Origin of the sequence: Brevibacterium sp. FME17 (assembly GCF_014897515.1) — a bacterium.
Lineage (GTDB): Bacteria > Actinomycetota > Actinomycetes > Actinomycetales > Brevibacteriaceae > Brevibacterium.
In genome coordinates, this window is sequence record NZ_JABUYD010000009.1 from 74,942 (window position 1) to 88,887 (window position 13,946).

At 60.3% G+C, this 13,946-nt stretch carries 13 protein-coding genes and 1 tRNA gene; 6 read left to right on the forward strand and 8 right to left on the reverse strand.

Annotated features, from left to right (window positions below):
• Window positions 1–2: 2 nt before the first annotated feature.
• Together nudC and INT40_RS10095 are read left to right on the forward strand one after the other, a co-directional pair.
• The gene (gene nudC / locus INT40_RS10090; RefSeq protein ID WP_193070653.1) at window positions 3–980 is read left to right on the forward strand and encodes an NAD(+) diphosphatase; all 978 of its coding nucleotides are present in this window, start codon (window positions 3–5) and stop codon (window positions 978–980) included.
• On the forward strand, window positions 977–3,016 hold the full coding sequence (locus INT40_RS10095; protein ID WP_193070652.1) for an ATP-dependent DNA helicase UvrD2: 2,040 nt from the start codon (window positions 977–979) through the stop codon (window positions 3,014–3,016). The genes nudC and INT40_RS10095 overlap by 4 nt, the downstream gene beginning before the upstream one ends.
• Here INT40_RS10095 and INT40_RS10100 read toward each other — a convergent pair.
• Window positions 2,993–3,895 carry a hypothetical protein gene (locus INT40_RS10100; protein WP_193070651.1) on the reverse strand — a complete coding sequence of 301 codons (903 nt, stop codon included), beginning with the start codon at window positions 3,893–3,895 and terminating at the stop codon, window positions 2,993–2,995. The two genes, INT40_RS10095 and INT40_RS10100, sit on opposite strands and share 24 nt — an antisense overlap.
• 61 nt (window positions 3,896–3,956) lie before the next feature.
• Here INT40_RS10100 and INT40_RS10105 point away from each other — a divergent pair, with 61 nt between their 5' ends.
• Window positions 3,957–4,241 carry a hypothetical protein gene (locus tag INT40_RS10105; RefSeq protein ID WP_193070650.1) on the forward strand — a complete coding sequence of 95 codons (285 nt, stop codon included), beginning with the start codon at window positions 3,957–3,959 and terminating at the stop codon, window positions 4,239–4,241.
• Window positions 4,242–4,411: 170 nt separating this feature from the next.
• Window positions 4,412–4,969, forward strand: coding sequence for a M48 family metallopeptidase (locus INT40_RS10110; RefSeq protein ID WP_101572484.1), 558 nt, complete (start codon window positions 4,412–4,414; stop codon window positions 4,967–4,969).
• Here the strand turns inward: INT40_RS10110 and INT40_RS10115 are convergent.
• Window positions 4,947–5,516 (reverse strand): NUDIX hydrolase, encoded by a 570-nt coding sequence (locus INT40_RS10115; protein WP_193096028.1) that lies wholly within the window; start codon window positions 5,514–5,516, stop codon window positions 4,947–4,949. The genes INT40_RS10110 and INT40_RS10115 overlap by 23 nt on opposite strands.
• Window positions 5,517–6,977, reverse strand: a complete 1,461-nt coding sequence (locus INT40_RS10120; RefSeq protein ID WP_101572479.1) for a zinc-dependent metalloprotease — start codon at window positions 6,975–6,977, stop codon at window positions 5,517–5,519.
• Between the two features lie 171 nt (window positions 6,978–7,148).
• Here INT40_RS10120 and INT40_RS10125 point away from each other — a divergent pair, with 171 nt between their 5' ends.
• Together INT40_RS10125 and INT40_RS10130 are read left to right on the forward strand one after the other, a co-directional pair.
• Window positions 7,149–8,288 carry a PDZ domain-containing protein gene (locus INT40_RS10125; protein ID WP_101572477.1) on the forward strand — a complete coding sequence of 380 codons (1,140 nt, stop codon included), beginning with the start codon at window positions 7,149–7,151 and terminating at the stop codon, window positions 8,286–8,288.
• Between the two features lie 32 nt (window positions 8,289–8,320).
• Complete coding sequence (locus tag INT40_RS10130; RefSeq protein ID WP_226831113.1) at window positions 8,321–11,299, forward strand: UPF0182 family protein; 2,979 nt, start codon at window positions 8,321–8,323, stop codon at window positions 11,297–11,299.
• Between the two features lie 125 nt (window positions 11,300–11,424).
• Here INT40_RS10130 and INT40_RS10135 read toward each other — a convergent pair whose 3' ends face one another.
• The 5 genes from INT40_RS10135 to INT40_RS10155 all read right to left on the reverse strand — a co-directional run bounded on the left by INT40_RS10135 (window position 11,425) and on the right by INT40_RS10155 (window position 13,946).
• Window positions 11,425–12,450, reverse strand: coding sequence for an ABC transporter substrate-binding protein (locus INT40_RS10135; protein WP_101572473.1), 1,026 nt, complete (start codon window positions 12,448–12,450; stop codon window positions 11,425–11,427).
• 82 nt (window positions 12,451–12,532) lie between these two features.
• The gene (locus INT40_RS10140; RefSeq protein ID WP_101572471.1) at window positions 12,533–12,850 is read right to left on the reverse strand and encodes an MGMT family protein; all 318 of its coding nucleotides are present in this window, start codon (window positions 12,848–12,850) and stop codon (window positions 12,533–12,535) included.
• A 282-nt stretch (window positions 12,851–13,132) separates the two neighbouring features.
• Window positions 13,133–13,206: transfer RNA gene (locus INT40_RS10145), tRNA-Met, on the reverse strand.
• Window positions 13,207–13,272: 66 nt separating this feature from the next.
• On the reverse strand, window positions 13,273–13,668 hold the full coding sequence (locus INT40_RS10150) for an IS3 family transposase (protein WP_145997431.1): 396 nt from the start codon (window positions 13,666–13,668) through the stop codon (window positions 13,273–13,275).
• Complete coding sequence (locus tag INT40_RS10155) at window positions 13,665–13,946, reverse strand: hypothetical protein (protein ID WP_180958979.1); 282 nt, start codon at window positions 13,944–13,946, stop codon at window positions 13,665–13,667. Before INT40_RS10155 ends, INT40_RS10150 begins: the two co-directional genes overlap by 4 nt.

The following is a 13,946-nucleotide window of genomic DNA, read 5'->3' on the forward strand; positions in this document are numbered from 1 at the left end:
ACATGAAGCCACTGCCACCCGTGAAACCGATCAGTCTGGCCCGTCATGGAATCGATCGCGACCATCTTTCTCGTGGCCAAGACGGTGACCTGGAAAAACTGTGGGCCAGCGGAGCAAAACCCGTGTTCGAACATCGTGGTTCACTCCTCGTGGCGTCGGGGGGTCTGTTCATCAGTGATCCAGATTTGGTGCCGGGAGGCCAAACCGAGATCTATCTCGGTCGCGATGGTGAAGGACACCAGTACATCGGAGTCTCTCTCGATGATTCCGGCCGCAGTCAACTCGATACGTCGCTGGCGACGTGGCGGGCACGCGACGCCACAGACCTGCTGACCGCACCGGGAGAGGGCATCGACAGCGCCGAGCCGGTCTGGTTGCCCCTGCGCCAATTGGCAGAATCGCTCGACGACGTGCAGGTGTCCCTGGCTTGTGAGATCGTGAGCCTGGGCAATTGGCACAGAGCCCACCAGTTCTCGCCCCGCACCGGACTGCCCACCCGACCAACCATGGGAGGCTGGGTGAGATCGGACCCCGAGAATGACAGCGAACATTTCCCCCGCACTGACCCAGCCGTCATCGTCCTCATCATCAACACAGATGAGGACGGGGTCGAAAGAGTGCTGCTGGGCAACAACGCGGCCTGGGAGGCCGACCGCTTCTCCCTGCTGGCTGGTTTCGTCGAACCCGGTGAGACCCTTGAACGCGCTGTCATTCGCGAAGTGTTCGAAGAAGCTCATGTCGAAGTGAGGAATCCGCAGTACCTCGGATCCCAACCCTGGCCGTTTCCGTGTTCACTGATGCTCGGCTTCTCAGCTGAAGCCCCAAGCCTCGAATTCGCTGCCGATGAGGCAGAGATCGCCACACTGACATGGTTCACCCGGGAAGAGCTGCACGCAGCCATCGAAAGCGGCACGGTCCGTGCCCCCGGACTCGTATCGATCGCCGGGCAGGTCCTTTACAGCTGGTTGGACAACATTTGAATGCTCAGGCCGTAGCACTGCTCGATGCCCTCGACGACGAGCAGAAGGAGGTCGCCACCCAATTCTCTACACCGGTGATCGTTCTGGCAGGCGCCGGGACAGGCAAGACCCGTGCGATGACCCATCGTATCGCCTACGGCATCGCCACCGAGGTGTTCCCTCCTAACCATGTTCTGGCCCTGACCTTTACGGCCAAGGCCGCAGGGGAGATGCGCTCGCGCCTGCGTGACCTCGGTGTACCCGCGGTCCAGGCCCGGACCTTTCACTCCGCTGCTCTGCGCCAGCTGCGCTTCTTCTGGGATCGCTTCGCAACAGGTGACTTCCCCCGAATCATTGACAACAAAGCCGGAATCCTGGGGTCAGTGCTGCAGGGAATGGGCATCGAGACCAGCCGGGAATTGAATCGGGACGTGGCCTCCGAACTCGAATTCGCTGCCGCGTCGCTCCTCGGGGTCGACGACTATGCCACCCACGCCGCTACGCGCGATCTTCCCGGCACATTGAGTGTTGAGGACATGGTGCGCATCTTCGAGGCGTACAGTGAAGCGAAGACACGCGGGCGTCTCATGGACTTCGAAGACGTTCTGCTTGTTCTGGACGGAGTCCTCGCCGAGTATCCCGCAATCGCAGCAGACATTCGCGATCAGTACCGACACTTCGTCGTCGATGAGTTTCAGGACGTTTCGCCCCTCCAATACGATGTCCTCTCGCGCTGGCTGGGGCCACGGGACAACCTCTGCGTCGTCGGTGACCCGGCCCAGACGATCTATTCGTTCGCCGGAGCAGATTCTTCACTGCTGGGGACACTCGATGCCTCATTGCCCACGTCGACGACGATCCAACTGGTTCGCAACTATCGGTCATCGAAGGCGATTGTGTCCACGGCGAATAACCTGCTTCGCCACACATCGCGGACCGCATTGACCTTGCGCACCGACAACCCTGAAGGCCAAGCGCCGGTCATGACTGAGTACCCGACCGATGATGCTGAAGCCGTTGGGGTCGTCAAGGCCATCTCCGCCGAGGTTAATGCCGGTCGTCGTCCGCGCAACATCGCAGTTCTGTTCCGCACGAATGGTCAGAGTCCCGCCTACGAGCAGGCTCTGGCCGCAGCCGGAATCCCGTATGTTCTGCGCGGAGGAGAACGGTACTTCGCGCGTAAGGAAGTCAAAGAAGCCATTCTTATGCTCAAGGCGGCCCGTGCCACCTCAAGTGGCAGATCCCTGCCTGAGGTCGTCGCCGAGGTGCTGGTGTCCCTGGGATACTCGACCAAACCGCCTGCAGCAGGTGCAAGTCGACAGAAATGGGAATCACTGAAGGCTCTGGTTGATCTGGCGGGGACGCTCCAAGCAGGATCTGAACTGCCGGTGCCTCTAGAAACTTTTCTCGCTGATCTCAGCGATCGCGCCGAACACCAATTCGCTCCCGATATCGAAGGCGTCACCCTGGCCTCGTTCCACGCCGCAAAGGGCCTCGAATGGGACAGTGTGCACCTCGTCGGACTCAGTGAGGGCCTGTTGCCCATCAGCTACGCCCAGACGCCGCGAACGGTCGCTGAGGAGCGTCGCCTATTCTATGTGGCGCTGACCCGTGCGGGCAGAGATCTCAGCTTGAGCTGGTCACAGTCACGCCATGATTCCAGGCAGCGACCGCGTAAGCCGTCCCGATTCCTCAGCGAGCTCGGTCGCATTGATCCATCTGCAGGTCACGGCCGTCGCACTTCGACCACGGTGGCGATGAACCGTTGTCGATCATGCGGCAAGGTGCTCGTCTCCCAAGTCGACCGGGCCCTGTCACGGTGTGCCGACTGCCCACCCGACATCGACCTCGAACTCCTTGACCGACTGCGCCGGTGGCGGGCACGCGTCGGTTTGGAACAGGGTCTGCCTCCCTACCTCGTTCTCACCGACACATCCATCTCTGCGATTGCAGAGATCAGGCCCCAGGACATGACTGCATTGGCGAAGATCCCAGGTGTCGGAGCCACCAAACTCGAACTCTACGGGTCAGGACTATTGAGCCTGCTCGTCGATTAGGTCGAAGTGCGGTACAGATACTCGACATTGGCAGCGGGGATGGAAAGCCAGACTCTCGTCCGTGCCGATCCCTGTGGCCAGTGAGACGTTTCTATTCACCGGTTCTGTATCGGGCTGCAACAGCGATCGTCTGAGGACCTGGACGACGTTGAGTGCGCCGAGCACACGTGACAGGGGATCGCTGAGACTTTCTCTGTCGGGGAGTGCTCGAACGTGGGAATACTGGTCCAACCAGGAATCATCGGCGTCCTTCTTCCGCAGGCACGCACAGACGGCGCACGGTGTCGTTCCCGGACGGATGAGGCCAGTGACCTCGAGAGAATACTCCCCGATCACCACCTGGCAATAGGGAACTTCGTGATCTGTGAGCCAAGTTGCGACGTGTATATCCGGGACGAGGTAGGACGTCGTGATCACCAGCGGTGAGGACAGCAGATCGAGCTCCTCGACGCGGCGCTGCTCTGCGATGGCGAATCCGGAGGCTGAGAGATACTGCTCGGTGACTGCTCGCAGCGGGCCCAGCACCACGATCGGCGATTCGCCGAGGAGCCTCGACACACGATCGGGGGATAGGGCGAAGATCTGTGCAGTCGCCAACAGCGGCGAACTCTTCGTCACCAGCACGGCATCGGAATCGTCGGGAACCAGCACTCCTGCTTCGTCGAGCAAGGTGATCAACGAACTCGCCCGGCCCAGGTCGGCACCGAGATCCTGTGCCCGCGAATAGTACTGGGCCGAACCGACACCCATTCGGAGTTCCTCGACGAGGGTGACATCTGCGGGCAGGAGACCGTCGATGAGGACAGGATCATCGACGCCGAACTGCACACACGATGGCGACCGCCACGTGATCGGCACACTGGGAAAAATCCGGAACATGTCTCCACCTCACCTCGAACCCTTCGGACTTCCACAGTAGTGAAGGTGGAGAGCATCCGCCATGGACGAGATGGAACTGTGGAAAACCCTGTGGAAAACAGTCGAGGGCAAGCCGGAAAATGCATCCCGACGTGCCCTCAACCGCTTTGTGCCCCAGGCGCTCGCGGAGACTCGTGCAGCTTCCCCTTCCGCACGCATCTCCGGGTTTTCCGGGGTCAATCATAGAACCTATTCTGCATTTGCCGCCCCGTCAATGTCGGTTCATCCACAGACCAGTCAACAGAGTGTGGATAACCTGTGGATATGTCGCCCTGAGTTGTGGAGAAAAGGTGCCTTGAATGATTGAATTTGGGACTCCGGGGAGAGCGAAACCGTAGGTCACTTCCGCATACAGCGGTCTCCATGGATGATTCGGCCTGGGGACAGCCCCACGGGGCTGTCGAAATGACGATACTCAGGAAACTCACAAGTAGAGACAGGTGATTCGACGGCTGACGAATTTCCTATGATGGGTCTGTGGCAACTCTACACAGATGGACCGAAGAAGATGTGCTGCGGGCTATCGCCCGTGGGGAGATCGAAGTGCGTCGCTCCGCGCGCCGCAAGAAGACCATTTCGGTTTCGAAGGAAGTCGATACCTACGTTCTCAGCACGCCTGTGCGATACAGCGTGGAACACAACATTCGCTCGTTGACCGATCTGTTCAATCGCCTCGCGGCCAGGGACCATTCTTCGGCGTCGGACCTCGTCGCTGTGGCAGATGAGATGAACGCCCGCTATTTCGATGGGCGTCTGCGTCCGCAGTCGATCAGGTGGGTGACAAATCAGAACATCAGTCGGTGGGCATCGACGACGACCTCGTCAGGAGACATCAGGGTCTCCCACCGTCTGCAGGCCGTGCCTCGTTGGGTGCTGGAGACCGTCATCGTCCATGAGCTAGCTCATCTGCAGGTCGGACCGCACAACAAGGCATTCCATGAGTTGGCGGACAGGCACCCCCGTCAGGCAGAGGCGAAGCTCTATCTAGAGGGCTTCAGTGCAGGAGAGCAATTCAGTCGTGGCGGCGGTCGCTGACCTGTCGTGCTTCCACACCTCCCCGATAGAGTTCCGGCAGTCGCACAATGAGGTCGGGCATCAACGCGGTCGGCAGGGCAGTGAGAGGGAACCACTTCACTGCCAGAGACTCGTCGGAGACGACTGGAACCTGGTCCACAGACGCGATAGCGGCGAACACCACGTCGAAGTGACGTTCGCACGCACCGAAGGAGGCCGAGAGATCATGCACATGGAGATCGATCGGGGCGGGGGAGAACCAGGTCAGCCGACTCAGTCCGCTCTCCTCCATGGCCTCTCTGCGGGCCGCAGAACGCAGACTGTCGTCTTCGGCCTCGAGGTGACCCCCGAACTGACCCCAGAGACCGGCCTTGCGGTGGTGGTTGAGGAGCACGGACTCCGTGTCCGGGTCGAAGACGAGGCAACTGGCAGTGACATGCTCAGCACCAGCCTCGCGTTGCAGCGCTGAGGCGCCGACGGCGGTGAAGAGGCGCTCGAAATCGAGCGTGAAATCAGACGGTGCCGACGTGGCGCCGACCTCGGCACGGGCGGTCTCGAGATGGATCATTCAGCTCTCGCTGCGGCCGCCAGTCTCATCACCCTCGTCTGACCCATCGTCGGTGTCGGAGCTCGAGCTGGTGTCGGAGTCGGAACTAGCGTCGGATCCGGCGTTGTTCTGCGGTTCCGAGTCCCCGCTGGTTTCGGTACCTTCAATACCTTCGGCGAGAATACGGTTCAAGGCCTCGTCAAGAGTTGATTCGCTGGTCCATTCGGCATTTCGACGTTCGGAGTATCCCAACGGATCGTCGAGATCCTGTGTTGTGGGCAGAAGGTCGGGGTGTGAGAACACCTTGTCTCTGGCCTCTGTGCCTCCCTGCGTCTCGAGGTATCCGAACAGCGCCGCAGCATCACGCAGACGCCGTGGATTGAATTGCAGGCCGACCAAGGTTGAGAACGTCTTCTCAGCAGGGCCCGCGGTGGCTCGACGGCGGCGCAGAGCCTCACGGATCTGGTCGCGTCCCGGAAGATGAGCACATGCGGAGTAGACGACGACGTCGACCCATCCCGCGATGACCGCGAGGAGGTTCTCCAGATTCGTCAGTGCCTTCTTCTGATCCTCGGTCGTCGGGGGATTGAACAGTCCCTGGCGGATATTGTCACTGAGGTCGGAGATGTTGGATGGATCGATCTGTGAGGCCATGTCCTCGATCTGTGAGGTATCGACCTTCAGACCCTGCGCATAGCGTGTCAACGCAGCTTCTACCTGTGCACTGAGCCACGGGGCCCGTTCGAACAGTGCAAGATGTGCGAGCTCTTGGGCGGCCAGGTAGATCCGGACTTCCGAAGCGTCAACGTCGATCTCAGACGCGAACTTCTCCACGTTGGTCTCCACGAGCACTGCACTGTCCTGCGGCAATAGGGGCAGTCCCACCTCGGTGCCGGTCAGCACGCTCTCCGACAACGCGCCCACGGCCTGACCGATCTGCATTGCGAACATCGAATCGCTCATCGAGCCGAACATCGAAGAGGCACCTGCGAGGATTCCCTTCATCTCTGCCGGCATCTGAGTCTCCAGTGCCCCTGTCAGGGCAGTGGACATGTTCTCCTTGATCGGGAGCACGAATTTCTGCCACCCGGGCATGGTCTCGCTGACCCAGTCCTCGCGGGTGAGTGTGCGGGCTGCTCGGTTGGCCACGGAGAACTCGGTGGCTTCGGCGAGCCAGAGTTCGGCAAGTCGGAAGGCGTCTGTGGTTGCCTTAGCAGATTCCTCGCCCACAGCGGGGTCAGGAGTCGGGATCGCCTTCTTCGCGATCTGCGTCGCCTGCGCCTGAGAGTCGGCGCCCTGCCCGAAGAGACCTTGCATCTGATTCATGATCGTCGACATCATCGCGGGATCGATCTGGAAGCCCTGCGGACCGGCGTTGCCGTCCTTGTCTTCGCCCTGACCGGCCCCGGGACCGTTGGCTCCGAAGAGCATTCCGAAGATCTGCTCGAACGGATTCTGTTCGTTGTTATTGTCATCGCTCATTTTCTCAATGCCCCCAAGAATCGGTTTGTCCTATACGTTAACGGTTCCGGATGTGGGAAGCTTCCCAATTCCGGGAGGTTTCGGAGGATGTTCGCACCGGGCGAAAGGAGTCTGTGAAACTCACGGTCAGGTTTCAACTAGACTGGTCGGGCGGTGCAGCGAAAGGAACACATGACAGCTAATACTCCTCGGGCCGTGCCGGTGCCCGAAGCACCGACGCGTGGCAACGCTCGCCGACGCGCCCCACGTCTGACCACGACTTCAGGGGTCATGACCTATCTCCTCATCGCTCTGGCAGTTCTGCTGCCGGTGCCATACATGTTGCAGCTGCCCGGCCCGGTCTTCAACACCCTCGGTGACTATCAGGGCAAACCCATGATCCACGTCACCGGCGCCAAAACCTACCCGACCGATGGTCGCATCGACATGCTCACGGTGGCTGTTAGCGGCGGCCCGGGTCGTGACACCTATGCTTCGCAGGCCCTCGGCGCTCTGCTCCACGGCAAGGAAACAGTCATCCCCACCGAGGCCTACTACCCACTCGACACGACGAGGGAAGACGTGGCGGCCACCAACGCGGTGGAGATGTCATCCAGTCAGGATGTGGCCGTTGCGGCCGCAATGGGACAGCTGGACAAGCCGTACGAGGTTCATCTTCTCGTCGGCGACGTAGTTCCCGACTCTCCCGCCGAGGCGAAACTGCGCAAGGACGATCGGATCATGTCCGTCAACGGCAAAAAGTTGGGTTCCGACCCTGCAGCCGCACAGATCATGAGCGAGACGGTACAGTCCTCTGACTCGGTTGACCTCGTCGTCGAACGCGGGGGTAAGAAGATCGACGTCGCGCTGAAACCTGAGCCGATCGATGGTCGCAAAGCCATCGGCATCAGTATGAAACAGGACTTCAAATTCCCCGTAGACGTGGCATTCAATGTTGAGGGTATCGGCGGCCCATCTGCCGGCACCATGTTCGCATTGGCGATCATCGACGAACTCACACCCGGGGCGATGACCGGTGGTAAGCATGTGGCAGGAACCGGCGAGATCGATCCTGCAGGAAAAGTGGGCCCCATCGGTGGTGCCCGACAGAAGGTAGCGGCCTCGACTGAGCAGGGGGCGAAACTCTTCCTTTCCCCCGCAGACAACTGCGCAGAAGTCATCGAGGCTGCCGATCAATCCAAAATCACGGTGGCGCGAATCGATAATCTCGATGATGCGCAGAACGCCGTGGAACATTACGCAGCTGGAGACACTTCAGATCTGAAGAAGTGTCCGGCCAGCGGCGCCGACAACAACGAGAAAGGGCAGTAGTGAGCTCTCCGTCCTCACCCACCTCCGCACGAATGCCGACGAACCGGCCCAGACGTTCGCCTCTGCTGCTCACTCTTGTGTCAGTGGCGATTCTGCTCGTCGCTTTCATCGCGTTCACACAGGTGTACACCGAAGTTCTGTGGTTCAAGCAGATCGATGCTTCACAGGTTTTCCGCACCATGTGGTTCACCCGCGGACTCACCTTCCTCGCCGGATTCGTCATCATGGCGGTCCCGGTGTGGCTGAGCCTGCATCTGGCCTTCAGCAATCGCCCGGTGTATGCGCCGACAACCCCGCGCCAGGAGAACCTCGATCGGTACCGTGAAGCAATCGAGCCGCTTCGGAAGGTCGCGACCTTCGCGATCCCAGCGGTCGTCGGCCTGCTCAGCGGAATCACCGCCTCGGCGCACTGGAACACCGTCTTGCAGTGGATGAATTCGACCTCGTTCGGCTCGCAGGATGCCCAGTTCGGGATGGACAAGTCGTTCTTCGTCTTCGTCCTGCCCGGCCTGCGATTGATCGGGGACCAGGTGGGGATGGCGGTGCTGCTGTCGCTCATCGCTGCACTCGTCGGACATTATCTCTTCGGCGGTATCCGCCCGGGAGAGCAGAAGGGCGTCATCCTGACGAAGACCGCCCAGTGGCAGCTGGGAATCACCGTTGCCGCCCTGGTCCTCGTTCAGGCAGGCCGTCTCTGGCTTGCCCGGTACGAACGACTGACTTCGACGGGTGGCATTGTTCCCGGAGTGACCTTCACCGATGACAGGGCGGCACTTCCGGCCATGGCCATAGTCGCGATCGCAGCGGTGCTTGTGGCGTTGCTGTTCGTCTATACGGCGTGGAAGGGAAACTGGCGGATCTCGCTCATTGCGACCGCCACACTCATCGTCCTCGGTGGCATTTCGATCATCGCCTATCCCGCGATGGTTCAGCAGTTCCAAGTCGCTCCGTCCCAGCAGAGCCTGGAATCTGAATACATTCAGCACAACATCGATGCGACCCGTGACGCCTTCGACTTCGATGACGTGGATGTCACTCCCTACGAACCGAGCACCAGTGGTGAGAAAGGTGCATTGCGCGAAGACGCTGAGACTGCTGCATCGATTCGTCTCCTCGACCCCAACTTGGTATCGGACACGTTCCGCCAGCTCCAGCAGGTCAGGCCCTACTACTCCTTCCCCGAACAGCTCGACGTCGATCGCTACAACATCGACGGTGAGAAGCGCGACACCGTGATCGCGGTGCGTGAATTGGCTCCGGACTCGGTGAACAACCAGAGCTGGTACAACCGTGCAATCGTCTACACGCACGGGTTCGGTGTTGTCGCCGCCAACGGCAATCAGCGTAACCCCGATGGTGAACCGGTGTTCATGGAATCCGACATTCCGCCCAAGGGAGAGTTCCCGAAATACGAACCGCGCGTGTACTTCGGTGAGGATTCACCGGACTACTCGATCGTCGGCGGCGAGAAGGACACAACTCCTCGAGAGCTGGACTACCCGTCCGATGAGGATAGTGGTTCGGGCCAGGTGAACAACACGTTCACCGGTGACGGCGGGCCATCCGTGGGTGGACTCTTCAACCGTCTCGCCTACGCTCTGAAATATCAGGACGAGCAGATCCTGCTCTCCGACGCGGTCAACGAGAAGTCCCAGATCCTCTACGAACGCCATCCGCGTGAACGCGTGCAGAAGCTGGCACCGTTCCTCAAGATCGATGGAGACCCGTACCCGGCTATCGTCGACGGCAAGATCAAGTGGATCCTTGACGGCTACACAACAGCAAAGGACTACCCGTATTCGACGCCTCAGCCGCTGCAGGAGGCCACCGAGGATTCGGTGACGGCAACTGCGCCCAACTCCGTGGCGACACTTCCGGATGAAGAGGTCAACTACATTCGGAACTCGGTGAAGATCACTGTCGATGCCTATGACGGCAAGGTCGACATGTTCCAGTGGGACAAGAAGGATCCTGTTCTCAAGACGTGGATGAAGATCTTCCCGGATCTCATCAAACCCTCGTCCGAGATGTCGGGCGACCTGATGAACCACGTGCGATATCCGGAAGACCTGTTCAAAGTGCAGCGTGATCTGCTCACGAAGTACCACGTGACTTCGGCCAGCGAGTTCTACACCGGCCAGGACTTCTGGACGCTGCCGACGGATCCGACGAAGAAGGCCAACAGCGGTCTGACTCAGCCTCCGTTCTACATGACCCTGCAGATGCCGGGCCAGAAGTCCCCGTCGTTCTCTCTGACGAGCTCCTATATTCCTGCACGCTCCTCTGAGGGGCAGGCACGGAACAACTTGACCGGCTTCCTGTCAGCAGATGCCGATGCCGGCGGTTCCAAGGGAGAGGTTGCAGAAGGATACGGCAAGCTCAGGCTTCTGCAGCTGCCGCGTAACACGACGGTGCCCGGACCAGGTCAGGCTCAGAACAACTTCAATACTGCCCCGGATGTTCAGCGCAGCCTGAACCTGCTTCGTCAGGGTGAGTCTGAAGTCCAGAACGGCAACCTGCTCACATTGCCCGTCGGCGGCGGTCTGCTCTACGTGCAGCCCGTCTACGTACGGTCCGCAGGCGACACGTCCTACCCACTGCTCCAGCACGTACTGGTGGCATTCGGCGAGGACATCGGATTCGCTCCGACCCTGGACGAAGCCCTCGACCAGGTCTTCGGCGGCGACTCAGGTGCCAAGGCCGGCGACGCGGGTACCGAGGACAGCGGTGCAGCAGGCAAGTCGGGCGGGTCCAAGAGCGACGACGATTCCGGCTCCAAGCCTGATGACAAGAATCTCAACGATGCGCTTGAGAAGGCTAAGAAGGCTATGGAGGATTCCGACGCAGCCCTCAAGGAGGGTGACTTCGAGAAGTATGGAAAGGCGCAGGATCGTCTGAAGAATGCGATTGAAGATGCGGTAGCAGCCGATCCTTCTCTCGCCGAGGATGGTTCGAAGGACGGAGCGTCAGCTCCGGCCAGTGCCCCTGCCGATAAGGGCGGGGACAACTGACACCCGCGCCGGTCGACGTTGAATGAGTCAGGCCCCTGGGATCCGTTCGGATCCCAGGGGCCTGACTCATGTGCCGGGGCCGACATGCGGGCCGCCCCTTTCAGGGAGGCGACGGCTTAGTCGGGTCAGTCTGTCAGGTATCCATCGAGGTCATCGACGATCTGTTTCGCCCCGATTGGCCCCAACCCGAGGAACCAGACGTCGTCTTCGACTCGGAAGGCTCTGTCGTCCTCTACTGCCTTTATCCCCGACCATTGGCTGCCGGAGACTGCTGCGGTCTCACCGGTGGCCTCAGGGTCGCCATAACTGGTGTAGAAGACGTAGTCTCCACCAGCCTGGTCCAGATTCTCCGGAGAGATCTCGACCGCGAGCTCAGCAACGTCCTGTGCTTCAGGACGGGCGAGCCCGGCATCGTCGAGGATGACGCCGATGAGGGACTTGTTGCCGTAGAGCCGCAACCTGTCGGGCATGAATCGCACGAGTGAGATAGTCGGCTCGCCCTCGACCGTCTCGTCGAGTTCGTCGGTGGCCTTCGCATATTCATTGAGCACGTCTGTGGCTTCATTCTCCATGCCCAGCGCCTCGCCGACGAGCATGAAGTTCTCCTTCCACGGGAACCCCGGCCGAATCGAGAACACCGTGGGTGCGATTGATTCGAGTTCGTCGTGGAGCGTGTCGGCACGCAGTTGGCTGCCCAGAATGAGATCCGGCTCAAGCTCGGCAATCGCCTCGAGATCGAGTTCGTTGATCGTGCCCACCGTGTCGACGTTTTTGACCTGATCGTCCAGGTAGGAGGGCACCGGGTGAGCTCCCTCGGTGGTGACCATACCGACGGGAGTGATGCCCAGGGCGAGGACATCGTCGAGTTCACCGGTGTCGAGCACGACGACCCGTTTGGGCGCTTCCTCAATCTCGGTGGTGCCGTTGGCATGTTTCACCGTGCGGGGAAATGCCCCGGGCTCAGCATCACTTCCCAGCTCAGCGGTCTCTTCATCGGCTTTTGCGAAGGCTTTACCACCGGTAGCAACATCCTTTTTTCCAGTGTCCTCACCCCTGTCAGCTTCTGTGCCGGATGTGCAGGCGCTGGTGAGCAGGAGGACGGACAAAGCGGTTGCGGCCACTGCGCAGGTTCCGCGGGAAGTAATATGCATAAGGTAAGCGTAACCTTGCTAACGGTGACTCTTGGGCGCTGGTGTCACTCAGTCACAGGTGGCACGTGGTCACAGTTCACACTTAGTCACGGTTGATACGGTGGAGGGCCAAATTCACACGCTGTCCGAGGATTTCGTTTCCCTCCTGACGCAGCAGGCCTGTGGCCAAGCGACTGTGACAGGTGCTGGGTGTGCCGTCGGCATAGATGATCCGCCACCACGGCGCAGCATCAGCGATCTGACCCACGAGGCGTCCTGCCTGGCGGAGGCCGACGTTGATTATGGTCGCGATGTCTCCGTACATTGCCACGTATCCGGCAGGCACAGATCTCACAGCCCTCCGAACTGCGTCTTGGAGGCTCGGCCGCTTCGCACTCGCAGAATCAATCGGGCTGCGCATTGCCGTACCGCCTGATTGCAAATGTGGTGGAGTTACAGCCGTTGCCTCCTGAACCGATATAGAGTAGGAATCGCCCTGTGTTCATAAGCGCCTGTGCTCCCATGATCTGCATCCCTCATCTAAGTTGAGCGTGACCGTTGGTATCTCTTCCACCCTAGACCTGCGGTTGAAGATCTGGCGCGGACGATGGGGGGCTATAGGTCAGTAGATGTGTACGGGGGAGCGCGGGTCAGGTGAATGCGTAGAGCCCCCATCCAATGGATGGGGGCTCTACGACTTTCGTGGCGGGGGCAAGATTTGAACTTGCGACCTCCGGGTTATGAGCCCGGCGAGCTACCGAACTGCTCCACCCCGCGGCGTTTGTTTACTTGGTAAATACTACGTCCTCGCAAGTCAGAAGCATAATCGGCATGCAGATGACACTACGTCTCCCCCGGCAACACGGCCGAGTCGCCACCGCAGGATGTTGTTTTGGACAGGGCCGGGGGATCGGGGGAGAAGGGGGCTGCTGAAGGTTTGGTTGACTTCATGACGAGATCGTCCGGGCATTCTTCGGCCCTGGCCGGAGCGGTCGTCGGCTGCTTCCGTCTCGTACGAACCCCATCGATGCCCAGCCTGTGCATCAACCTCTTGCTGGTGCACCGGGCCACCGGACCGAACCGGCCGGTATGCTCACGATTGATCGCCTTCCACATCTTCCGCGCCCCGTAACAGGAATAGTTCGCCTCATAGATGTCTTGGATGATGACCATGAGTTCCCGGTCCTGACGGGGACGGGCTGAGGGTAGGCGCTTCTTAAGCGCGTAATACGAGCTCACAGCAATCCGTGCAGCAGTCCCTGAAAGGGCGCGCACGATTGGCTCGACTCCGAACTCGTCGCAGTTGTTGTCGATGAAGCCGACGATTCCCCCGCAAGCGGGAGGTGCCCCCTCTTGGATGGGCGGTCGAGCTCCGCCGCGAAGAAAGCCGACGCCCGGCGCAGTATTTGGTTTGCCCGTTTCGCTTCGGTCAACTCGGCGCGCAGTCGACGGTTCTCGGCATCAAGGTCGACCGATTCCGCCGGCGTGGCTTTGCCGGAGTCCTTGTTCTTGCGCAC

Bases quoted from the DNA above. Each gene is read 5' to 3' on its own strand.
- INT40_RS10125 (WP_101572477.1), top strand. From the start codon at position 7,149: ATGACAGCTAATACTCCTCGGGCCGTGCCGGTGCCCGAAGCACCGACG.
- INT40_RS10135 (WP_101572473.1), bottom strand. From the start codon at position 12,450: ATGCATATTACTTCCCGCGGAACCTGCGCAGTGGCCGCAACCGCTTTG.
- INT40_RS10120 (WP_101572479.1), bottom strand. From the start codon at position 6,977: ATGAGCGATGACAATAACAACGAACAGAATCCGTTCGAGCAGATCTTC.
- INT40_RS10140 (WP_101572471.1), bottom strand. From the start codon at position 12,850: ATGCGCAGCCCGATTGATTCTGCGAGTGCGAAGCGGCCGAGCCTCCAA.
- nudC (WP_193070653.1), top strand. From the start codon at position 3: ATGAAGCCACTGCCACCCGTGAAACCGATCAGTCTGGCCCGTCATGGA.
- INT40_RS10130 (WP_226831113.1), top strand. From the start codon at position 8,321: ATGCCGACGAACCGGCCCAGACGTTCGCCTCTGCTGCTCACTCTTGTG.
- INT40_RS10115 (WP_193096028.1), bottom strand. From the start codon at position 5,516: ATGATCCATCTCGAGACCGCCCGTGCCGAGGTCGGCGCCACGTCGGCA.
- INT40_RS10105 (WP_193070650.1), top strand. From the start codon at position 3,957: ATGGACGAGATGGAACTGTGGAAAACCCTGTGGAAAACAGTCGAGGGC.
- INT40_RS10100 (WP_193070651.1), bottom strand. From the start codon at position 3,895: ATGTTCCGGATTTTTCCCAGTGTGCCGATCACGTGGCGGTCGCCATCG.